The sequence below is a fragment of the Streptomyces sp. NPDC005866 genome (assembly GCF_040629895.1).
Taxonomy (GTDB): domain Bacteria; phylum Actinomycetota; class Actinomycetes; order Streptomycetales; family Streptomycetaceae; genus Streptomyces.
Map to the genome: position 1 here is coordinate 20,348 of NZ_JBEXWP010000036.1, position 19,670 is coordinate 40,017.

The 19,670-nt window shown below is 70.7% G+C and carries 17 protein-coding genes; 4 read left to right on the forward strand and 13 right to left on the reverse strand.

The annotated features are described in order from the left end of the window. Nucleotides 1–66 precede the first annotated feature (66 nt). Nucleotides 67–879: a PhzF family phenazine biosynthesis isomerase gene (locus ABZ396_RS36810; RefSeq protein WP_358922880.1), complete on the forward strand. Its 813-nt coding sequence runs from the start codon at nucleotides 67–69 to the stop codon at nucleotides 877–879. Here ABZ396_RS36810 and ABZ396_RS36815 read toward each other — a convergent pair. Both ABZ396_RS36815 and ABZ396_RS36820 read right to left on the reverse strand, forming a co-directional pair. Then, nucleotides 869–1,609: a type II CAAX endopeptidase family protein gene (locus ABZ396_RS36815; protein ID WP_358922903.1), complete on the reverse strand. Its 741-nt coding sequence runs from the start codon at nucleotides 1,607–1,609 to the stop codon at nucleotides 869–871. The genes ABZ396_RS36810 and ABZ396_RS36815 overlap by 11 nt on opposite strands. Before the next feature lie 243 nt (nucleotides 1,610–1,852). After that, complete coding sequence (locus ABZ396_RS36820; protein ID WP_358922879.1) at nucleotides 1,853–3,373, reverse strand: glutamate--cysteine ligase; 1,521 nt, start codon at nucleotides 3,371–3,373, stop codon at nucleotides 1,853–1,855. 560 nt (nucleotides 3,374–3,933) lie between these two features. On the opposite strand from ABZ396_RS36820, the gene ABZ396_RS36825 reads away from it, so the two are divergent. Next, entirely contained in the window at nucleotides 3,934–4,518 is a 585-nt protein-coding gene (locus ABZ396_RS36825; protein ID WP_358922877.1) for a hypothetical protein, read from the forward strand. 353 nt (nucleotides 4,519–4,871) lie between these two features. After that, nucleotides 4,872–5,078 carry a DUF5999 family protein gene (locus ABZ396_RS36830; protein WP_358922875.1) on the forward strand — a complete coding sequence of 69 codons (207 nt, stop codon included), beginning with the start codon at nucleotides 4,872–4,874 and terminating at the stop codon, nucleotides 5,076–5,078. A gap of 107 nt (nucleotides 5,079–5,185) precedes the next feature. Here ABZ396_RS36830 and ABZ396_RS36835 read toward each other — a convergent pair whose 3' ends face one another. From ABZ396_RS36835 to ABZ396_RS36870, 8 genes are all read right to left on the reverse strand, one after another. Further along, on the reverse strand, nucleotides 5,186–6,238 hold the full coding sequence (locus ABZ396_RS36835) for an endo-1,4-beta-xylanase (protein WP_358922873.1): 1,053 nt from the start codon (nucleotides 6,236–6,238) through the stop codon (nucleotides 5,186–5,188). 51 nt (nucleotides 6,239–6,289) lie between these two features. Beyond that, entirely contained in the window at nucleotides 6,290–7,123 is an 834-nt protein-coding gene (locus ABZ396_RS36840) for a carbohydrate ABC transporter permease (RefSeq protein WP_358922872.1), read from the reverse strand. Then, nucleotides 7,120–8,115, reverse strand: a complete 996-nt coding sequence (locus ABZ396_RS36845; protein WP_358922871.1) for a sugar ABC transporter permease — start codon at nucleotides 8,113–8,115, stop codon at nucleotides 7,120–7,122. The genes ABZ396_RS36840 and ABZ396_RS36845 overlap by 4 nt, the downstream gene beginning before the upstream one ends. An 8-nt stretch (nucleotides 8,116–8,123) precedes the next feature. Further along, nucleotides 8,124–9,416 carry an extracellular solute-binding protein gene (locus ABZ396_RS36850; RefSeq protein ID WP_358922869.1) on the reverse strand — a complete coding sequence of 431 codons (1,293 nt, stop codon included), beginning with the start codon at nucleotides 9,414–9,416 and terminating at the stop codon, nucleotides 8,124–8,126. 175 nt (nucleotides 9,417–9,591) lie between these two features. Next, the gene (locus ABZ396_RS36855; protein WP_358922867.1) at nucleotides 9,592–11,106 is read right to left on the reverse strand and encodes a glycoside hydrolase family 43 protein; all 1,515 of its coding nucleotides are present in this window, start codon (nucleotides 11,104–11,106) and stop codon (nucleotides 9,592–9,594) included. Nucleotides 11,107–11,205: 99 nt separating this feature from the next. After that, a complete protein-coding gene (locus tag ABZ396_RS36860; RefSeq protein ID WP_358922866.1) occupies nucleotides 11,206–13,023 on the reverse strand; it encodes an amino acid permease in 1,818 nt (605 codons plus the stop codon). Between the two features lie 170 nt (nucleotides 13,024–13,193). Next, nucleotides 13,194–14,528 (reverse strand): diaminopimelate decarboxylase, encoded by a 1,335-nt coding sequence (lysA, locus tag ABZ396_RS36865; protein ID WP_358922864.1) that lies wholly within the window; start codon nucleotides 14,526–14,528, stop codon nucleotides 13,194–13,196. 29 nt (nucleotides 14,529–14,557) lie between these two features. After that, nucleotides 14,558–14,905, reverse strand: a complete 348-nt coding sequence (locus ABZ396_RS36870; RefSeq protein WP_358922862.1) for an SAV_915 family protein — start codon at nucleotides 14,903–14,905, stop codon at nucleotides 14,558–14,560. Between the two features lie 302 nt (nucleotides 14,906–15,207). Between ABZ396_RS36870 and ABZ396_RS36875 the strand changes: the two genes are divergently transcribed. Continuing rightward, nucleotides 15,208–15,747 carry a universal stress protein gene (locus tag ABZ396_RS36875; RefSeq protein ID WP_358922861.1) on the forward strand — a complete coding sequence of 180 codons (540 nt, stop codon included), beginning with the start codon at nucleotides 15,208–15,210 and terminating at the stop codon, nucleotides 15,745–15,747. 24 nt (nucleotides 15,748–15,771) lie between these two features. Here ABZ396_RS36875 and ABZ396_RS36880 read toward each other — a convergent pair whose 3' ends face one another. Genes ABZ396_RS36880 through ABZ396_RS36890 form a run of 3 tightly spaced genes read right to left on the reverse strand, consistent with a single transcriptional unit; the run spans nucleotide 15,772 to nucleotide 19,668 of the window. Then, a complete protein-coding gene (locus ABZ396_RS36880; RefSeq protein ID WP_358922859.1) occupies nucleotides 15,772–18,315 on the reverse strand; it encodes a DUF4118 domain-containing protein in 2,544 nt (847 codons plus the stop codon). 1 nt (nucleotide 18,316) lies between these two features. Beyond that, nucleotides 18,317–19,000: a response regulator gene (locus ABZ396_RS36885; RefSeq protein WP_358922857.1), complete on the reverse strand. Its 684-nt coding sequence runs from the start codon at nucleotides 18,998–19,000 to the stop codon at nucleotides 18,317–18,319. Next, entirely contained in the window at nucleotides 19,000–19,668 is a 669-nt protein-coding gene (locus tag ABZ396_RS36890) for a potassium-transporting ATPase subunit C (protein WP_358922855.1), read from the reverse strand. Before ABZ396_RS36890 ends, ABZ396_RS36885 begins: the two co-directional genes overlap by 1 nt. Between the last annotated feature and the right edge of the window lie 2 nt (nucleotides 19,669–19,670).

Sequence of the window (19,670 nt, forward strand, 5' to 3'; positions counted from 1 at the left end):
AAATGGGTCCAGTAACGCGGGAGTGGCCTTGGGCGGTTGGCTCGTGGAAGCCCTAGCGTCTGGTTCATGCGGATTCGAATCGTCGATGCCTTTGCCGAGCGGCCCTTCGCCGGGAACCCGGCCGGAGTCGTGCTGCTGGACGGCTTTCCCGAGGACGGGTGGATGCAGAACGTCGCCATGGAGGTGAACCACGCCGAGACCGCGTTCGCGCACCCCCTGCCCGAGAGCGGGGACGCGGACTGGGCGTTGCGGTGGTTCACCCCGGTCACGGAGGTCGCGATGTGTGGGCATGCCACGCTCGCCACCGCCCACGTGATCAGCACGACGGGGGTGCACAGGGGGCCCGTGCGGTTCGCCACCCGGAGCGGGGTGCTGATCGCCACGCCCGGCACGGACGGGACGATCACCCTCGACTTCCCCACCGCCCCGCTCACCCGCGTCGACGCCCCCGCCGGCGTCGCCGACACGCTCGGTGCCGAACCCGTCGCCGCCTTCGACACCGGACCGAACGTCGGCGACCTGCTTCTCGAACTCGCCGACGAGAAGACCGTGCTCGGCCTCTCACCCGACCACAGGGCCCTCGGCGCCTACTCGGCACGCGGGATCATCGCCACCGCCCGCGCCGAGGACCCCGCCCGTGGCTACGACTACGTCTCCCGCTGCTTCTTCCCGAACGTCGGCATCGACGAAGACCCGGTGACCGGCAGTGCACATACCGCCCTCGCACCGCACTGGTCCGGCCGGCTCGGCAGGCCCGATCTGACGGGGCTCCAGGCCTCCCGCCGCACCGGCTTCGTCCGCACCTCGCTGCGCGGCGACCGCACCCTGCTCACCGGACGGGCCGTCACCGTGATCGACGGCGAACTGCTCACGCCGTAGGCAGCCAGCCCACCTTGCCCGCCAGCAGCGCGTAGCCGACGAACGCGCCGATGTCGAGGAGGGAATGCGCGACCACCAGGGGACCGACCCGGCCCCACCGCCGGTACAGGTAGACGAAGACCACGCCCATCACCATGTTGCCGACGAAGCCGCCGATCCCCTGGTAGAGGTGGTACGACCCGCGCAGTACGGAACTGGCCACCAGGGCCGTGCCCGCACTCCACCCCAACTGGTCCAGGCGGCGCAGCAGATAGCCGACGACGATGACCTCTTCGAGGATCGCGTTCTGCATCGCGGAGAGGATCAGCACGGGGTACTTCCACCACACGTCCGGCAGCGCTTCCGGCACCACCGTGAGGTTGAAGCCGAGGCCGCGTGCGGCCAGGTAGAAGGCGATGCCGGTGCTGCCGATCACCGCCGCGACGCCCGCCCCACGCCCGAGGTCGGGCCAGGGGCGGGTGCGGTCGAAGCCGAGCGTGCGCAGGCTCGCCCCCTCACGCAGGAGGAGATGGGCGACCAGCAGGACGGGAACGAGCGCGCTCGCGATGCCGAACAGCTGCCAGGCGAGATCCAGCCAGGGGCGGCCCGGCGCGGCGGAAGCGTTGAGGGTCGCCGCCTGGTCCTTGAGGCCGCCCGGTTTGGTGACCGATCCGACAAAGCTGATCAGGGCGGACACTCCGCTCGCACCGAGCGAAAGCCCGAGAACGAGCAGCGTCTCGTCCCTGAGCATGCGCTGCGAGGGCCGCTCCAGTCGGTATGAATCGGCCACCTGCTCCGCCTCCACCTGCACTCCTGACTCCGGTTGGGCAATCCTGCCCCACGCCCGTCTTCGGCCCCGAAAGGGGCGCGGGGAACTGCGCGACCAGCCCCCGCGGCGCCGCACCCGGCATCTCACCACACCACATCCCGACAGCTCACACCCCTACAGCCCACACCCCACCACACCCGCGACACACCAACCCCGCAGCCGCCCTCACCCCGTCGGCACCGGCTCCAATAACCCGACCGGCCACGTATGCACCGGCTCGCCCGCATTCATCAGCTCCGCATAGCGCCGCGTCATCGCGGCCAGCGCCTCGTCCCTCGGCAGCCCCCGCTCCACCGCCCGGTGGAACGTCGCCGCCTGCCACGACGCCCCGTTCACCCGTCGCCGGCACCGCTCCTCTATCACGCCCAGGTAGAAGTCCCGGTCGGCGGCCTCCACCCCCCACGCGTCCAGTCCCGCCGCCGCCAGCGGCAGCAACTCGTCGCGGACCAGGGTGACCGCGTCCACTTCCGCGGTACCGCCGCCGTACCGGCCCTTCCTCGGCCAGACCAGCCGCGCGTCGATGCCATGACGGCACGCCGCGTCGAAGTTCGCCTCGGCCGCCGCGAAGGGCAGCCGGGTCCACACCGGTCGTGACTCCTCCGCGAGGGCGCGGACGAGGCCGTAGTAGAAGGCCGCGTTGGCGATGACGTCGGTGATGGTCGGGCCGGCCGGGAGGACGCGGTTCTCGACCCGGAGGTGGGGGACGCCGTCGGCGACGCCGTACACCGGCCGGTTCCAGCGGTACACCGTGCCGTTGTGCAGGACGAGTTCCGCGAGCTTCGGCACCCCGCCCGCGTCCAGCACGGCCAGCGGGTCCTCGTCGTCGCAGATCGGCAGGAGCGGCGGGAAGAAGCGCAGGTTCTCCTCGAACAGCTCGTACGCGGAGCTGATCCAGCGCTCGCCGAACCATATGCGCGGCCGTACGCCCTGGGCCTGGAGCTCCGGCGGGCGGGTGTCCGTGGCCTGGAGGAACAGCGGGGGGCGGGACTCGCGCCACAGTTCGTGACCGAAGAGGAAGGGGGAGTTCGCGCCCACGGCGATCTGCGCGGCGCAGGCCGCCTGCGCCGCGTTCCACACGTCGGCGAAGCGGGCCGGGGTGACCTGGAGATGCAGTTGGACGGAGGTGCAGGCGGCCTCGGGGACGATCGACTTCGAGGTGCACACGAGGTGCTCGACGCCCTCGATGTCCAGTACGAAGTCCTCGCCCCGGGCGGCCACGATCTGGTCGTTGAGCAGGGTGTACCGGTCCACCTCGGAGAGGTTCGCGGACACCAGGTCGTCCCGCTCCAGCGTGGGCAGGATGCCGATCATCACGATGCCGGCGTCCACCTCGCCCGCCTTGCGGTCTGCGTATGCCAGCGAGGTCCGGAGTTCTTCGTCGAGCCGGTCGAATACCCGGCCGCCGAGCCGGTGGGGAGCTATGTTCACTTCCAGATTGAACATGGCGAGTTCTGTTTGGAAATCTCGGCTCGCGATACGTTCCAGAACCTGTCCGTTCAGCATTCGCGGCATGCCGTCCGCGCCGGCGAGATTCAATTCGATCTCGACGCCCATGAGGTTCTTGGGGCGGTCGAACCGCTTCTCCACCAGCAACCGCTCCAGCCCCGACAGACAGCCGCGGAGCTTTTCGCGGTACCGCTGGCGATCGGACAGGTCGAACCGGCCCGCCACGACCTTCTCCCCCATCGAAGCGTCCCTCCTCGAATGGGCGGACCGGGGTTCCGGCCGCCGGTGGTCCCGGGTCCAGGTGGGATGATGCCCCGTGGAAGCGATCGATAACGTCGCGCGCGGCACGGGTAGCCGCTACTCTGTTGGAATGTGTCCTGCGGCACATTCACGGGGCATGGGGCATCATGCAACTGCGGGTTCCCCGTTCTCCTCGTGAAAAACGCCGATGACATTCGGCCGACCGCGAGAACCGCGTGTTCCGAGGTCAGCGCGGTTGCAGTGGGCTGGAAATCGGGAGGTTTCCGCACGTATCCTCGGCCGAATTGCGCCTTGTTCTGTTCTGTGAAACGGGCCGTTGAAACGCCGTCTGAACAGGCGTCGTATAAGCTCCGCGAACAAGGCAGAAGGCTGGCGCCCACGGTCCTGGTTCCTGCCCTCTGAATGACGTGCGGCAGACAACGCCCGCACCTCTCTTCACCGAGCCGGGCCCCCGCCTCTCTGACCTCCCCTGTGAGCTGACAGCGCCGTCCGCCCCCGCCCTCGCGCCGCCGCGCCTGTCGAATGAGAGGCGACCCACCATGCCGCTGCAATTCCCGCCTGCCCCCGCGCCCGCCCTGCGTTCCGTCCTTACCGCCCTCGGTTCCCCTACCGCGGTCCGCGAGGCCCGCACCCCCGCCCTGCGCACCGCCCAGGGACCCGCGACCCCTGAACTCCCCTTGCCCGTGCACGTTCTGGACCGGATCACCCCGGAGGGCGTGTCCGCCACCCGGCTGGCCGGCTGGCGCTTCCTGATCCGATGCGGCGACCGTGCCGTGGCCGCGGCCGAGACGATGCTCACCCCGGACGGCTGGGCCTTCTCGCACTTCTTCGAGGGGCCCTACATCACCTCCACCGAGCGGGCCCTGCACCAGGCCGAGACCCTGCAACAGACCTACCAGCCACGCCTGCTGTCCCTGCCCGGGCTCTACATGCTCACCCTGTGGCTGCACGGCGACCGCACCGCTGACGGCGCCGACGGCCACCCGGCGGCCAACGATCTGCTCGTCCCGCTCGCTCCGGCCCCACCCGGTATCGCGGCCCACCGGCCGCACCCGGTGGCCGAACTGCTTCCGGTGCTGACCCATCGGGTCACCCCGGCCCCGCTGCTCATCACACCCGCCTGAGACGCGTCACCCCGCCGTACCCCGCCACCCCTGAACGGGTGACGGGGTACGTTCGTATTTCCGTAAGTCATTACCTGGGACCCCGGAAGCCGCTCGTACGAGCAATTAACTGCTCCTAAGAGCTGATTAACCCTTCTCCGCCCCTCCTGACCAGCTCCATCCGGCCATGCGAAACCATCCGAATTGACAGCCCGGTCGAGATGAACCGTCCGCGCGGGTGACGCGTCTCCAACCTGTGAGAAGCGGTGCGGCGAAATCCCTGCGGAACATCGCCCGGAGGGCAACACTGGTTTCCGACCGACTCATCACCACGGGGGACCGACATGACAACGACAGAGCGAGAGACCCCACCCATGTGCCAGCACCAGCCACCGTGTCCGACAGCAGAATCCGCCGACCGGGAATCCGCCCGCCTGATGGCGCACCACCCGGAGCAGGGGTGGAGCCTGCTGTGCAACGGCGTTCTGCTCTTCGAGGACACCGGTGAGCTCCTGCCCGACGGCCAGATCATCGCGCCACACCGCCCGGTCGGTGCCGGCAGCGTGATGACCGCCGCCTGAAAGACCACCGCACCACCCCGGGCGGCCCCGCCGCTCCGCCCGGTGACAGACAGGGGCCGGACGCACACACATGGTGCGAACCGGCCCCGACGTGCGTCCGGAGATGGCTACCCCCTGTAGCCGAGCGCTCGGCGCAGCGCGAAGTAGGCCGGCTTGGGAGCGAGTTGCTCGTCCCAGGGCAGGGCCGCGCCCTCGCCGGGGAAGAACGCCGGGATCCACGAATACTTGTCCGTGTAGTCCCAGACCGTCACGCCCACGCACCGCCGTACCGCAAGGCAGGCCTTGGTCAGGTCCGCGTACCAGGTCGCCTGCTGGGCCAGCTTCTCGTCCGTGGCCGGCAGTTGCATCCGGACGTCCACCTCGGTGAGCGCGGTGTCCAGGCCGAGGCGCGAGAAGCGGCGGAGGTTGTCCTCCAGGGTGCTCGGATAGCCGTACTGGAGGGCGAGGTGGGCCTGGAAGCCGATGCCGTTCAGCGGCACCTGCTCGGCCTTCAGCTCCTGGGCGAGCGCGTAGTAGGCGTCGCTCTTCGGGCCGGTGGCCTCGATGTTGTAGTCGTTGAGGTAGAGCTTGGCGTGCGGGTCGGCCTGGTGGGCCCAGCGCAGCGCGTCGGCGATGTAGCCGGGGCCCAGCGTCTTGTACCAGAGGGTCTCGCGGTAGCTGCCGTCCTCGTTGAAGGCCTCGTTGACGACGTCCCAGGAGTACACCTTGCCCCGGTAGTGCCGTACCTCCGTCTGGATATGCTTCTTCAGCACCGCCCGCAGTTCGGTGGCCGTCCAGTCGCGGGAGGTGAGCCAGTCGGGCAGCTGGCTGTGCCAGACCAGGGTGTGGGCGCGGACCCGCTGGTGGTTCCTGCGGACCAGGTCGACGATCTCGTCGCCGTTGGTCCAGTCGAAGACGCCCTGCTGGGGCTCGGTGGCGTACCACTTCATACCGTTGCCGGGCGTGATCATGTCGAACTCGGTGCCGAGCAGCCTGGTGTAGGCGATGTCGGTGAGTTCGGGGTTGTCGGTGGCGCTGCCGAAGTAGCGGCCGTGCCGCTGGGCCAGCTCGGCGAGGGTGGGCTGCCGGTCGTGAGCCTGGGCGGCGGGGCCGGTGGCCACCCCCGCCGCCACGAGCACGGGCGCGAGGGCACCGGCGAGTCTGAGACGTGTGCGGGACATCGTGTGACTCCGATCAAGAAGGATTGATCAGTAGGGGTGGTCAGCGGGGATTCAGCCCTTGGTGGCGCCGGCGGTGAGGCCGCCGACGAGCTGCCGCTCGGCGACCGAGTAGAAGGCCAGGGCGGGGACCATGGCGAGGACCAGATAGGCGAAGACCCGGGCGGTGTCCGAGGAGTACTGGCCCTGGAACTGCTGCACGCCGATCGGGATGGTCCACCAGGTGGAGTCGGTGAAGACCAGCAGCGGGAGCAGGAAGTTGTTCCAGCTGGTGACCACCGCCAGCACGGAGACCGTGCCGAGCGCGGGCCGGGCCATGGGCAGCAGGATCCGCCAGAAGAAGGCGAACGGCCCGCAGCCGTCCAGGGTGGCCGCCTCCTCCAGCTCGCCGGGGATCTCCCGGAAGAAGCCCCGCAGGATGATGATGGTCATCGGCAGTCCGAACGCGGCCTGCGGGAGGATCACGCCCAGCGGGTTGTCGAGCAGGTTCATCGAGCGCAGCAGCAGGAACAGCGGCAGGGCCGCCACCGCGAACGGGAACATCAGGCCCATCGTGAACACCGTGAACAGCACCTCGCGGCCACGGAAGGCGAACCGCGCGAAGGAGAAGGCCGCGAGTGCCGACACAGCGACCACCAGCACGGTCGTGCCCACCGCGATCAGCGTGCTGTTGCCGACCAGCCGCCAGAACGAGCCGGAACCGAGGATGTCGGTGTAGTTGGAGACGATCCAGGAGCCGGGCAGCCCGACCGGGTTGCGGGACAGCTCGTCCGTGGACTTGAACCCGGACAGGGCGGCGTACAGCAGGGGTACGACCATCACCGCGCCGACCAGGACGAGGACCAGGTGCAGGGGCAGGTTCCGTACGGTCGTCCTACGGCCGCTCATGCGCCGTCTCCCCTCATGTTCGTGGTGGCGCCCGCCAGGTCCCGGCGGAGCACGAACCGCTGGTAGGCGAGGGCGAAGACGAGGCTGATGGCGAACATGACCACGCTGATCGCGCTGGCGTAGCCGACCTGGTAACGCTTGAAGCCGTACTGGAACATGGTCACGGCCATGGTCTCCGAGTGGTGGTCGGGACCGCCCGCGGTGATCACCCAGACCAGGTCGAAGAGCTGGATGGAGCCGATGACCGACAGGAAGACGCTGATGCGCAGGGTCGGGGCGAGCAGCGGCAGGGTGACATGGCGGAAGCGCTGCCAGGAGTTCGCACCGTCGACGATCGCCGCCTCCGTCAACTCGGCGGGGATGGACTGGAGTCCGGCCAGGTAGAGCATCATGTGGAAGCCGAAGTACTTCCAGGTCATGACCAGGAAGAGGGTGGCCATCACGGTGGAGGGGTCGGAGAACCACTCCCCGCCGAGGCCGTCGAGCCCGAAGGCTCCCAGCACATGGTCGGCGAGCCCCTGGCCGGGCGCGAAGATCATGCCGAACAGCACACCGGTGATCGCCTCGGACAGCACGTACGGCGCGAAGAACAGCATCCGGTAGACGGCCCGGCCCCGGAGCCTCTGGTTGAGCAGGACCGCCATGGCGAGCGCGAACGGCAGTTGCAGCGCCAGCGAGAGCAGGACCAGGAGCAGACAGCGCCACAGGTCGCCGAGGAAGACGTCGTCCTGGAAGAGCCGGGTGAAGTTGTCGGTGCCGGTGTAGTCGGACGGCATGCCGAAGCCGCCCCAGCGGAAGAACGAGGCGTACACCGCGAACAGGATCGGCAGCAGGACGAGCACGCCGAACAGCACCAGGGCGGGCAGTTGGAAGCCCATCGCGGTGAGCCAGTTCAGCAGTCGGCGCCGGGAGTGGGTCCGGCCGGCGGACGGGGGCGGCTGGGGCGGGGCGTCCGGTCCCGACCGCGTGCCGGGCGGGTAGGTCGATGTCATCGTCCGGCCTACTGCTCTTCCTTCGCGGTCTTGGTGATCGCCCGGGTCACGTCTTCGGGCGACTTGGACCCGGCGATCAGACCGGCCACGCTGTCGTTGACCTGCTGGCCGACGGCGGGCGCGTAGGCCTGGTCGAGGTAGAGCTGGAAGCCGGTGGCGGCCTTCAACTGGGTCTGTACGAGCCCCAGGTTGGCGTCGGTCAGCGCGCTCTCGGCGGCGGGGACGACGGGCAGCACACCGGTCTTCTTCACCAGTTCGACGTCGGTGGTCTCGGAGGCGAAGAACTTCAGGAAGTCGACGGCCGCCTGCGGGGCGTCGGCGCGCAACGCGTGCCCGCCGCCGCCTCCGAACACCTCGGTGACGGTGCCCTTGCCGCCGTCCACGGCCGGGAACGGGAAGAAGCCCAGGTTCGCGCCGACCCCCTTGCCGGCGTCGGCCTCGACGACCGGGGCCCACTGGCCCATCAGCTCCATCGCGGCCTTGCCGTTGCCGACGGTGGCGGCCTGGCCGGTCGGGCTGGAGTAGGCGGCGCCCAGGAAGCCCTTCTGGAACGGCTCCAGGGCGACGAGGTCCTTCAGATGCTGTCCGGCCTGGACGAGCCCGGCGCCGGTGAAGTCCTTGTCGTCGTCGGCCTTCTTGAGGGCGTCGATCCCGGCGGTGCGCATCGCCAGGTACGCCCAGTAGTACATGCCGGTCCAGCTCTCCTTGCCGGCCAGCGCGAGCGGGGTGACACCGGCGGCCTTCAGCTTCTTCACGGCGTCGAGGAAGGCGCTCCAGGTGGCGGGGGGTGTGCTGATCCCGGCCCTCTTGAAGAGCGCCTTGTTGTACCAGAAGCCGATCATTCCGATGTCGAAGGGGATGCCGTACGTCTTGTTGTCGAGGAGGTACGGCTCCTTGGCGACCGGGAGCAGTCCTTCGGCCCAGGACTTGGTGGGGTCGGTGAGGTCCTCGACGAGCCCGGCGTCGACCTGCTGCCGCAGGACACCGCCGCCCCAGGTGTGGAAGATGTCGGGGAGCTTCCCGGAGGCGGTCAGCGCCGTCATCTTCGACTTGTAGGCGTCGTTCTCCAACTGCACGATCTTTACCTTGACCTTGGGGTTCTGCGCCTCGAACTTCTTGGCGAGGGCGGCCCAGACGCCCTTGGTCGGGTTGGTCGTGGAGATGTTCCACCACTCGATGGTGGTGGTCCCCGACGATCCTCCGTCCGAGCCTCCGCCGCAGCCGCTGAGGGCGGTCATGCCCAGTCCGGCGGCCGCGGTGGCCGCCAGGAAACCGCGACGGGACAGTGCCGGGTCGCCCATGATGCGCTCCTTGGGGTACGGGACGACCGACGCCGTCCTGGTTCGATGGTTCTCCGGGGACTTCGAAGCTTTCGAGGGCTCAGCGTCGATCTCACTCGAAACATTCGACACTTTCTCCGAACGTTCCGAACCGCGACTCTAGGAAGACGGATCAGGAGCGTCAAGGTGTCGCGCATCAGCTGATGGGCGCGTACTCGAACCAGTCGAAGGCGGCCCGGCCCCCGGTGACGTAGATACCGATGACGCGGCCGGTGAACCCGCCCGCCACCTCGGTGGAGAGATACCGCCCGTCGAGTTCGGCCAGCCGAACGACACCGGCGGACGTTTCGATCGAAAGGGTCACGGCATCGGGCCCGGCCGGGCGGATTCCGGTCGTCCCGGACTGCCCGGGCGCGGTGGCGGTCGGCGGCGGCACCCGGGTCGTGCCGATCTCGATGACGAGGGCCACCGGGCCCTGTGGCACGGGGTGTTCGCAGATCCGCTGCCGCAGCGGCCCGATCCGTGCGACGGCGCTCACCGTTCCGCCGCTCACCTCCAGGTCGTAGTGGTGGGCCTCGTCGACACGGACCGAGAGGCCCGCGCGTGCCGAGCCCGGGTCGAGCAGTGCGGCGGCACGGCACTGCGCGTGCTGCTGGCGGCGGCCGACGAAGGTGTGCCCGGCCCGGTCGAGGCTGTCCCCGGTGGCCGTGAGGGTCAGCCACCCGGGCCGTTCGGCGAGCGACCAGGAGCCGTCCGGCCGGCTGCGCGGGGAGATCCAGTGCGGTCCGAGGGCGGCGGCCGTGAAGTCGTCCCGTACGGGCGGCTGTTCTACCGGGTGCCAGACGGCCGGGGCCTGCTCACGCTCCCGCACCGGCCCCATGCGCGGCCAGCCGTCCACCCACTCCACCGGGGCCAGGAAGGTCTCGCGGCCGAGGACGTGGAACTCCGGGAACCAGCCGCGCGGGCGGGTGCCGAGCAGCACCGCCCACCAACTCCCGTCGGCCGCCTGGACGAGGTCGGCGTGCCCGGTGCACTGGACCGGCTCGCCGGTGCCCCGATGGGAGACCAGCGGATTGCCCGGCGCGGCCTCCCAGGGCCCGCGCGGCGAACGGGCGCGCGCCACGGACACCCCGTGCCCGAGAGCGGTGCCGCCCTCTGCGATCAGCAGGTACCACCACTGCCCGACCCGGTAGAGATGCGGCGCCTCGGGGTCGCGCAGCCCGGTCCCGGACCACATCGGCAGGGGCCCCTCCAGCACCTTCCCCGTCCGGGTGTCGATCCGGGCCACCGCCACCCCCGCCACGGCACACCAGCACTGGCCGTCGTCGTCCCAGGCGAGGTCGGGGTCGATGCTCGGCAGGTCGATCCAGACCGGGTCGGACCACGGCCCCTCGGGGCGCTCGGCAGTGACGAGGAGATTGCCGCGGCCGCTGACGTTGGTGGTGATGACGTGGAAGAGCCCGTCGTGGTGCCGGATCGTCGGGGCGTATACGCCGCCCGAGGCCGGCGTCTCGTCCGGCAGCGCCAACTGGCCGGGCCGGTCGAGCACGTTGCCGATCTGCCGCCAGTGCACCAGGTCCCGGCTGTGGAAGAGCGGGACACCGGGGAAGTACTCGAAGCTGGAACACACCAGGTAGTAGTCCTCCCCCACTCGGCACACGCTCGGATCGGGGTGAAAACCGGGGATGACCGGGTTGTCGTACGTCCGCATGTGCGTGCCCTCCCCAGGCGCCGCCGAAAGTTTCGGCGAGGTCGGCGAACATTACGAGGCGCACTGTAAGGGGCTGTTCGAGGCCCGACAAGGCGGGTTCTACAGCTTCAGGCGGTACGGGATCAGGCAGACCACGACGTCGGTGCGGGCCCGCAGGACGGTGGCGAGGAGCAGACCGCGCTGGTTCTGGAGGATCTCGTAGCGGCGGTGCCTCGGCTCCACCTCGGGGATGAGGACGGCGACCTGACGGCCGTCCTGCGACGCCCGCTGCACGTACTCGACGATCGGCTGCACCAGGGAGTGGTGCGGGCTGTTGACGATGTCGAGGCGCACTCCGGGGTTCCACCGCTGCCAGGCCTCCTCCAGCGCACGGGACCTGGCCGGGTCCGCGTGCACCGCGACGGCGACCACCTCGTCGCCGAGGGCGAGGGCGGCGCCGAGGGCGTGCCGGGAGAGTTTGCTGACCTCGCCGATCGGCACGATCACCAGACTGCCGGTGCGCCGGGGTGGGGGCGGCGGGATCCGCCCGAGCTCCAGCTCCTCGCCCACGGCGGTGTAGTAGCGCTCGATGCGGGCGAACAGCAGCATCAGCAGCGGTACGGCGAGCACGACCACCCAGGCGCCGGCGAGGAACTTGGTGAGCAGCAGGATGACACCGGCCAGGGTGGTGAGCAGGGCGCCGGTGCCGTTGATCAGCGCATGGCGCTTCCAGCCGGGCGGGCGCTGGGTCGCCCAGTGCCTGACCAGGCCGAGCTGGCTGAGGGTGAAGCCGATGAAGACGCCGATGGCGAAGAGCGGGAGCAGCCGGTGGGTGTCGGCGTCGGTGGCGAGCAGCAGCAGCGCGGCGAGCAGGGCGAGGGCCAGTACGCCGTAGCGGTAGACCGGGCGTTCGGCGCGCAGGCCGAAGAGGTGGGGCAGCCGGTGGTCGCGGGCGAGCAGGCTCATCAGCACCGGCAGCCCGCCGAAGCTGGTGTTGGCGGCCAGGCCCAGGACAAGGGTGACGACGAGGTTGGTGGCGTAGTAGGGCCAGCCGGTGCCGTAGGCGCCCGCGGTGAGCTGGGCGAGGACGGTCACCCCGCCCCGCGGGGCCACATGGTCGCGGTGGATCAGGACCGCCAGGCCGATCAGCATGGTGCCCAGCAGCGCGCCGAGCATCAGTTCGGTGCGCTGGGCCCGCTTGACACTGGGGGGACGGAAGGTCGGTACGGCGTTGGCGATGGCCTCCACGCCGGTCAGGGCCGAACAGCCGGACGAGAACGCCTTGAGGATGACCAGCGCGCTCAGCGCCTCGGTCGCGTGCACGGGCTGGTGGGTGCCGACGACGGCGACCGGGTGCGAGCGCAGCAGGCCGAGGAGGATCACGCCGAGGACCGCCACGATGAACAGGAGGGTCGGCAGCATCAGCACCCGGGCGCTCTCGGCGACGCCCCGCAGGTTCACGGCCGTCAGCAGGGCGAGGCCGATCAGGCAGACGAGCAGCTTGTCGTGGGCCAGGGGCGGGAAGGCCGAGGCGAGGGCGTCGGCGCCGGCGGCGAGGCTGACGGCCACGGTGAGCACGTAGTCGACGACCAGGCTGGCGGCGGCGAGCAGGCTCGCGGTGGCGCCCAGGTCCGCCTTGGCGACGGCGTAGGCGCCACCGCCGTCCGGGTGAGCGGCGATGACCTGTCCGTACGACACGACGAGCACGGCGAGCAGGAAGGTGATCGCGAGGGTGATGGGCAGGGTGGCGCTGAGCGCCCCGGTGCCGGCGACCACCAGGGCCAGCACGATCGCCTCGGGGCCGTACGCCACCGAGCTGAGCGCGTCCAGGGACAGCGCGGCCAGGCCCTCCAGGGTGGTCAGACCGTGCTTGTCACCCTCGCCCGGGCGCAGCGGAACCCTCGGTCTCAGTTCACGACGTGCCAGGCCATACGCCATCGGGACCTCATCACGGCCGGTGGGACGGTCGGCAACAGTGTCCTTCGTGCCCGGCCGGCCCGCCCGTGGGGCCCGGGCGGGCCGGCCGGCGTGAGTGGGTGAGGGGCCGGCCCGCCCGGGCGTCAGTGCGACCAACCTGCCGGCGCTCGGCCGGAGGGGGTCGGGCCGGGCTAGAGTCCGACGTCCCGGCGGCGGATGTCCTCCAGGGACTCGCGGCGGACCAGCAGGCGGGCGTGGCCGTCACGGACCGCGGTGACCGGCGGGCGGCCCACCAGGTTGTAGCCGGAGGCCATGGAGAGGTGGTACGCACCGGCCACCGGGACCGCGAGCAGATCGCCGGGGCGCAGGTCGGCGGGGAGTTCGGCGTCGGCGGCCAGGATGTCCCCGGCCTCGCAGTGCCGGCCCACGACGGTCACCGGTGCCAGAGCCGCGCCGCTGGTGCGGCCGATGAGCCGGGGTGCGTAGCGGACGCCGTAGAGCGCGGGCCGCGGGTTGTCGCTCATACCGCCGTCGACGGCGGCGAAGGTGTGCTCGCCGGTCTTCTTCACGGCGAGGACGCGGTACACGGCGACGCCCGCCGGACCCACGATCGCCCGCCCCGGCTCGATGATCAGACGGGGCACGGGCAGCCCGGCCGCCGCGCACGCCTGCGTCAACTCGGCGCGCACCCGGCGGGCCAGGGCGGTGAGGTCGAGGGCCGCCTCGCCGGGCCGGTAGGCGATGCCGTGGCCGCCGCCCAGGTCCAGCTCGGGCAGCACCAGGCCGTGCTGTCGGTGCAACCGGGCCATGAGCCCGACCATCCGGCGCACCGCGGCCAGGTACGGCTTGACGCTGGTGATCTGGGAGCCCAGGTGGCAGTGCAGTCCGGTCAGTTGGAGCTGCGGCTGGTCCAGTATCCGGGCGATGGCGTGCTGGGCGTGACCGTCGGCGATGGAGAGGCCGAACTGCTGGTCGTCCGTTCCCGTACGGACTTTCTCGTGGCCGCCCGCGCTGATCCCGGGCACCACCCGGACCATGACCTTCTGCTGCCTGTCGGGCCCGACGGCGGCGGCGAGCCGGGCGATCTCCGAGGGGCTGTCGATCACGACCCGGCCCACGCCCAGCCGCAGTGCGGTCTCCAGGTCGCGCGGGGACTTGGCGTTGCCGTGCAGGACGATCCGCTCCGGCGGGAACCCGGTGGTGACCGCGAGTTCCAGTTCGCCGGCCGAGCAGACGTCCAGGCCGAGGCCCTCCTCCTCCGTCCAGTGGACCACGGCCCGGCACAGGAACGCCTTGGCCGCGTAGAGGACTTCGGCGTCCGGGAAGGCGTGCCGGTAGGTGCGGCAGCGCTCGCGGACCTCGTTCTCGTCCAGGACGTAGATGGGCGTGCCGAAGCGGTCGGCGACCTCGGCGAGCGGGACACCGCCCACGGCCGTCTCGCCGGGCCGGGGCTCGGTGGTGGAGGCGGGCCACACCGACAGATCGGCGGGTGTGGTGGTGACGACGGGTTCGTGCAGGGTGGTCATCGATCGCTCCCCTCTCAGGCGATTCGTGCTCAGGCGATTCGTGCGATCCGCGGGGACGCGGCGACAGGCGTGAGGGGCCGCACGGGCGTGGGGGCCGGGGCCGACAGCTGGGGATCGACCGTGACGACGGTGACGCCGAGCGGTGCGGTCACGGCGCGCAGCGCGGGTTCGGCGAGCCGGATCCAGGCCTGGTCGGGGCCGAGCGTGGCGGCGAGTCCGCGGGCCGAGGTGAAACCGACGGCGGTGCGCTCGCCGAGGGGGGTGCGGAACAGCCGGACCGTGCACCCCTCGGGTCCCGGCCGGACCGGTACGAACAGGGGTCCGGCCGGGCGGCGATCGGAAGGCTCCGGATCGTCACCGCACAAGAGTTCTTGCATGGGATGCCTCCTGGCACAGGGTTGAGCTGGGGTGCCCCGGCAGCGGGGAGGCCGACCGGGGCGCACCCATGACGCTATGCCCTCCCCCGGCGGTCCTCCGATCCCTCATGACGGGACGCTGACGGTCAGCGCCCTGACGTTGACGGGACGCTGACGGGCAGGCCGTCGATGCTGGTCGCGGGCGTCAGAGGCGTGCCAAGAAGTGGCCGGGGAGCTGGCCCGGACCCGGCCCGCGCAGTGTCATGAAGGCGGTCCCGCTCCCGGGAGCCGCCCGGGGGCCGCTGCGGAAGTTCGGTGGATACATGTCCGGTTACGACATCTGCCCGGCCGGTCGGGTCGTCGTCGGTGTGAGCGGTTCGCTTCGCAGCGTCACGGCCCTGTGCCGGGCGGCGGCGGAGGCCCGGCGGCGGGAGGCGCAGCTGTGGCCGGTGCTGGCCTGGGAGCCGCCGGGCGGTGAACTGGCGGCGCGTCGCACGCCTGCCCCGCCGGCCCTGGTCGCGGAGTGGCAGCGGGCGGCCCGGCAGCGGCTGCTGGACGTGCTCGACGAGTTCTTCGGCGAGGCCGGGCCGCCCGGCGTCCCGCTGCACGGTCTCGTCGTACGCGCCACTCCAGGCCTCGCCCTGGTGGAGACGGCGAACCGGGAGGACGACATCCTCGTTGTCGGCGCGGGCCGACGCCGCTGGTACCGCGCCTTCTCCGGTCGGGTCGCCCGCTACTGCCTGGCCCACGCCACCTGCCCGGTCCTCGCGGTTCCGCCGTCCCCGCTGGAGGAGGCCCTGGCGTCCATGCACCGCCGCAACACCTGGCGTCTGCCGCTGAGCGCACGGAAGTTGCCGTGCTGAGACGTCACGGCGTCCCAGTCGGCCCTACGACAGTGACGTCGCCGTCGAGAGGTCCGGCCGTCCGGGTCTGCGCCCCGGTGACAGCGGCAGGCTCAGCACCATCGTGAGCCCGCCGCCCGGGGTGTCCTCGGCGGTGAGCGCGCCGCCCATCGCCTCGGCGAAGCCCCGGGCCACGGCCAGGCCCAGGCCGACACCGGCACCGCGCGGGGAGTCGCCGTACCGCTGGAAGGGCTCGAAGATGCGCTGCTTGGCCTCGTCCGGGACGCCGGGCCCCCGGTCCACGACCCGCACCTCCACCCGGTCGGCTATGGAGCTGGCCCTCACCAGCACGGGGGTGTCCGCGGGGCTGTACTTGACGGCGTTCTCCACCACGTTGGCCACGACCCGCTCCAGCAGCCCCTTGTCGACATGGACCATGGGCAGCGTCTCCGGGATGTCCAGCTCGACGCTGTCCTCGGGGACCCCGCCGAGCGCCATCGGCACCACCTCGTCCAGGTCGGCCTCACGGACGATGGGCGTGACGGTGCCGGTCTGCAGACGGGTGATGTCGAGGAGGTTCCCGACGAGGTGGTCGAGCCGGTCGGCGCCCGCCTCTATGGCCTCCAGGAGCTCCGCCCGGTCCTGCTCGGACCACTCGACGTCGTCCGAACGCAGCGACGACACCGACGCCTTGATACCGGCCAGCGGGGTCCGCAGATCGTGGCTGACGGCGGCCAGCAGGGCGGTGCGGATCCGGTTCCCCTCCGCCAGCTCCTTGGCCTGATCCGCCTCCTGCTGGAGCCGCTGCCGGTCGAGTACGACGACGGCCTGCGCGGCGAACGCGGCCAGCACCCGCCGGTCGGAGGCCGGCAGCACCCGCCCGGACAGAGCGAGCGTCATACGGTCGCCGACCGGCACGTCGACGTCCGCGTTCTCCGGTGACTGACACGGTTGCGGTCCGACGCTGCCCGCGCAGGTCCACGGCGCCACGTCGTCCGCCCGCTCCAGCAGCGCCACCGACTCCATGCCGAAGGTCTCCCGCACCCGTTCCAGGAGCGCCTCCAGACTCGTCTCCCCTCTCAGCACACTGCCGGCGAGGAAGGACAGGATCTCCGACTCGGCGCGCAGCCGGGCCGCCTGCTGGGTGCGGCGGGCCGCCAGGTCCACGACGGAGGCTACCGACACCGCCACCCCGACGAAGATCGCGATGGCGACGATGTTCTCGGGATCGGCGATGGTCAGGGTGTGGACGGGCGGGGTGAAGAACCAGTTGATCAGCAGGGAGCCGACGACCGCCGAGGTGAGCGCCGGTAGCAGACCGCCGAGCAGGGCCGCCGCGACCGTCAAGGCAAGGAACAGCAGCATGTCGTTGGCCAGGCCCACCTCCGGTGCGACGCCGGTCAGCAGCCAGGTGAGCAGGACCGGTCCGAGCACGCCGGCAAGCCAGCCCCAGATGATCCGGGACCGGCCGAGCCGCGCCGAACGCCCCAGCGGGAGCCGCCCCTTGCCCGCCTCGGCGTGCGTGATGAGGTGGACGTCGAGGTCGGGCCCCGAGTCCCGGGCGACCGTGGCCCCGACGCCCGGCCCGAAGACGTACTGCCAGCTCCGGCGCCGGGAGACGCCGAGCACGATCTGGGTGGCGTTCACCCCGCGCGCGAAGTCGAGCAGGGCGCCTGGGACATCGTCGCCGACGACATGGTGGAAGGTGCCGCCGAGGTCCTCGACCAGGGTGCGCTGGACGGCGAGTTCCTTCGGGGAGGCCGAGGTCAGGCCGTCGCTGCGGGAGATGTAGACGGCAAGGACCTCGCCGCCGGCGCCCTTCTCGGCCAGCCGTGCCGCGCGCCGGATGAGGGTCCGCCCCTCCGGGCCGCCGGTCAGGCCGACCACGATCCGCTCCCGCGAACCCCAGATCTTCGAGACCCGGTGCTCGCTGCGGTACTCGTTCAGATACTCGTCGACCCGGTCCGCGACCCAGAGCAGCGCGAGTTCACGCAGGGCGGTCAGGTTGCCGGGCCGGAAGTAGTTGGACAGGGCCGCGTCGACCTTGTCCGGCTGGTAGACGTTGCCGTGCGCCATACGGCGGCGCAGCGCCTGCGGGGACATGTCGACCAGCTCTATCTGGTCGGCGCGCCGCACCACCTCGTCCGGCACGGTCTCCTGCTGCCGCACCCCGGTGATGGACTCGACGACATCGCCCAGCGACTCCAGATGCTGGATGTTCACCGTGGAGATGACATCGATCCCGGCGGCCAGCAACTCCTCCACGTCCTGCCAGCGTTTGACGTTGCGGGAGCCCGGGATGTTGGTGTGCGGGAGTTCGTCGACGAGGGCCACCTGCGGGCGGCGCGCGAGGACGGCGTCCACGTCCATCTCCTTGAACACCGCGCTCCGGTACTCCAGTTCCCTGCGCGGGATTTCCTGCAGGCCGTGCAGCATCACCTCGGTGCGCGGCCGCCCGTGGTGCTCGACGAACGCGACGACACAGTCGGTGCCCCGTTCGATCCTGCGGTGGGCCTCGGAGAGCATGGCGTAGGTCTTGCCCACGCCGGGAGCCGCACCGAGGTAGATCCGAAGCCTGCCGCGTGCCATGTCATCCTTCGAAGCGGTAGCCCATGCCGGGCTCGGTGATCAGGTACCGGGGGTGCGAGGGGTCCGCCTCCAGTTTGCGGCGGAGTTGGGCCATGTAGACCCGCAGATAGTTGGTCTTGTCGCTCTGGGAGACACCCCACACCTCGCGCAGCAGGTGTTTCTGCGTGATGAGCCGGCCGGGATTGGTGACCAGGATCTCCAGCAGATGCCACTCGGTGGGGGTGAGGCGTACGTCGTGGCCGGCCCGTACGGCCTTCTTGGCGAGCAGGTCTATGGTGAAGTCGGCCGTCTCCACCAGGATGGTCTCGGGGGCGAGCGCCGCGTCCTCGGTACGGCGGACCGCCGCCCGCAGCCGGGCGAGGAGTTCGTCCATGCTGAACGGCTTGGTGATGTAGTCGTCGGCGCCCGCGTCCAGCGCGGCGACCTTCTCCTCGGAGGCCTGACGCGCCGACAGCACCAGGATCGGTACGCGGGTCCAGCCGCGCAGCGCCTTGATGACGTCGACCCCGTCCATGTCGGGCAGTCCGAGGTCGAGCATCACCACGTCCGGCTGACGCGCGGCCGCCAGCCGGAGGGCCGTGGCGCCGTCGGGCGCCGCGTCCACTCCGTACTGGCGTGCCTGCATGTTGATCACGAGTGCGCGTACGAGCTGTGGGTCGTCTTCCACGACCAGCACTCGGGTCATCAGTTGCCCTTGATCAGTTCCTTCAGCGCGATGTTGAGCCCGAGGACGTTCACCCGGGGCTCCCCCATGAAGCCAAGGGTGCGGCCGTCGGTGTGGTCCTTCACCACCTTCTCCACCCGGGCGACGGAGAGGTTGTTCTCGGCGGCGACCCGGTGGACCTGGAGCTCGGCGTAGGCCGGTGAGATGTCCGGGTCGAGGCCGGAGCCCGAGGACGTCACGGCGTCGGCGGGCACCTGGGAGGGCCTGACCGTGTAGCCGGGCACCGAGTTGTCCTTGACGACCGCGGCCTTGGCGTCCTTGACCTGCTGGATGAGCACCTTGTTGTCGGCGGCGAGGTTGGTGGCGCCCGAAAGGATCAGCTTGTACTGGGTGTTGACGCTGTTGCTGCCGAGGCCGTTGGCCGGGCGGCCCTGGAACCACTTCAGGTCCGCGTCCGGGGTCTGCTGACCCTTCTTCAGGGGCAGGTTGTACGACTGTCCGATCAGGGAGGAGCCGACGACCCTGCCGTCCGCCTTGATCTCGGAGCCGTTCGCCTTGTTGTGGAACGCGGCCTGGGCTATGCCGGTGATGACCAGCGGGTAGATGACGCCCGTCACCACGGTCAGCACGAGGAGGGCGCGCAGGCCCGCCCCGAGCAACCGGGCGGTGTTGGTAAGCGAATTGTTCATGG

Bases quoted from the DNA above. Each gene is read 5' to 3' on its own strand.
- ABZ396_RS36840 (WP_358922872.1), bottom strand. From the start codon at position 7,123: ATGAGCGGCCGTAGGACGACCGTACGGAACCTGCCCCTGCACCTGGTC.
- ABZ396_RS36810 (WP_358922880.1), top strand. From the start codon at position 67: ATGCGGATTCGAATCGTCGATGCCTTTGCCGAGCGGCCCTTCGCCGGG.
- ABZ396_RS36820 (WP_358922879.1), bottom strand. From the start codon at position 3,373: ATGGGGGAGAAGGTCGTGGCGGGCCGGTTCGACCTGTCCGATCGCCAG.
- ABZ396_RS36850 (WP_358922869.1), bottom strand. From the start codon at position 9,416: ATGGGCGACCCGGCACTGTCCCGTCGCGGTTTCCTGGCGGCCACCGCG.
- lysA (WP_358922864.1), bottom strand. From the start codon at position 14,528: ATGACCACCCTGCACGAACCCGTCGTCACCACCACACCCGCCGATCTG.
- ABZ396_RS36890 (WP_358922855.1), bottom strand. From the start codon at position 19,668: ATGAACAATTCGCTTACCAACACCGCCCGGTTGCTCGGGGCGGGCCTG.
- ABZ396_RS36880 (WP_358922859.1), bottom strand. From the start codon at position 18,315: ATGGCACGCGGCAGGCTTCGGATCTACCTCGGTGCGGCTCCCGGCGTG.
- ABZ396_RS36870 (WP_358922862.1), bottom strand. From the start codon at position 14,905: ATGCAAGAACTCTTGTGCGGTGACGATCCGGAGCCTTCCGATCGCCGC.
- ABZ396_RS36845 (WP_358922871.1), bottom strand. From the start codon at position 8,115: ATGACATCGACCTACCCGCCCGGCACGCGGTCGGGACCGGACGCCCCG.
- ABZ396_RS36860 (WP_358922866.1), bottom strand. From the start codon at position 13,023: ATGGCGTATGGCCTGGCACGTCGTGAACTGAGACCGAGGGTTCCGCTG.
- ABZ396_RS36855 (WP_358922867.1), bottom strand. From the start codon at position 11,106: ATGCGGACGTACGACAACCCGGTCATCCCCGGTTTTCACCCCGATCCG.
- ABZ396_RS36830 (WP_358922875.1), top strand. From the start codon at position 4,872: ATGTGCCAGCACCAGCCACCGTGTCCGACAGCAGAATCCGCCGACCGG.
- ABZ396_RS36815 (WP_358922903.1), bottom strand. From the start codon at position 1,609: ATGCTCAGGGACGAGACGCTGCTCGTTCTCGGGCTTTCGCTCGGTGCG.
- ABZ396_RS36825 (WP_358922877.1), top strand. From the start codon at position 3,934: ATGCCGCTGCAATTCCCGCCTGCCCCCGCGCCCGCCCTGCGTTCCGTC.
- ABZ396_RS36885 (WP_358922857.1), bottom strand. From the start codon at position 19,000: ATGACCCGAGTGCTGGTCGTGGAAGACGACCCACAGCTCGTACGCGCA.
- ABZ396_RS36835 (WP_358922873.1), bottom strand. From the start codon at position 6,238: ATGTCCCGCACACGTCTCAGACTCGCCGGTGCCCTCGCGCCCGTGCTC.
- ABZ396_RS36875 (WP_358922861.1), top strand. From the start codon at position 15,208: ATGTCCGGTTACGACATCTGCCCGGCCGGTCGGGTCGTCGTCGGTGTG.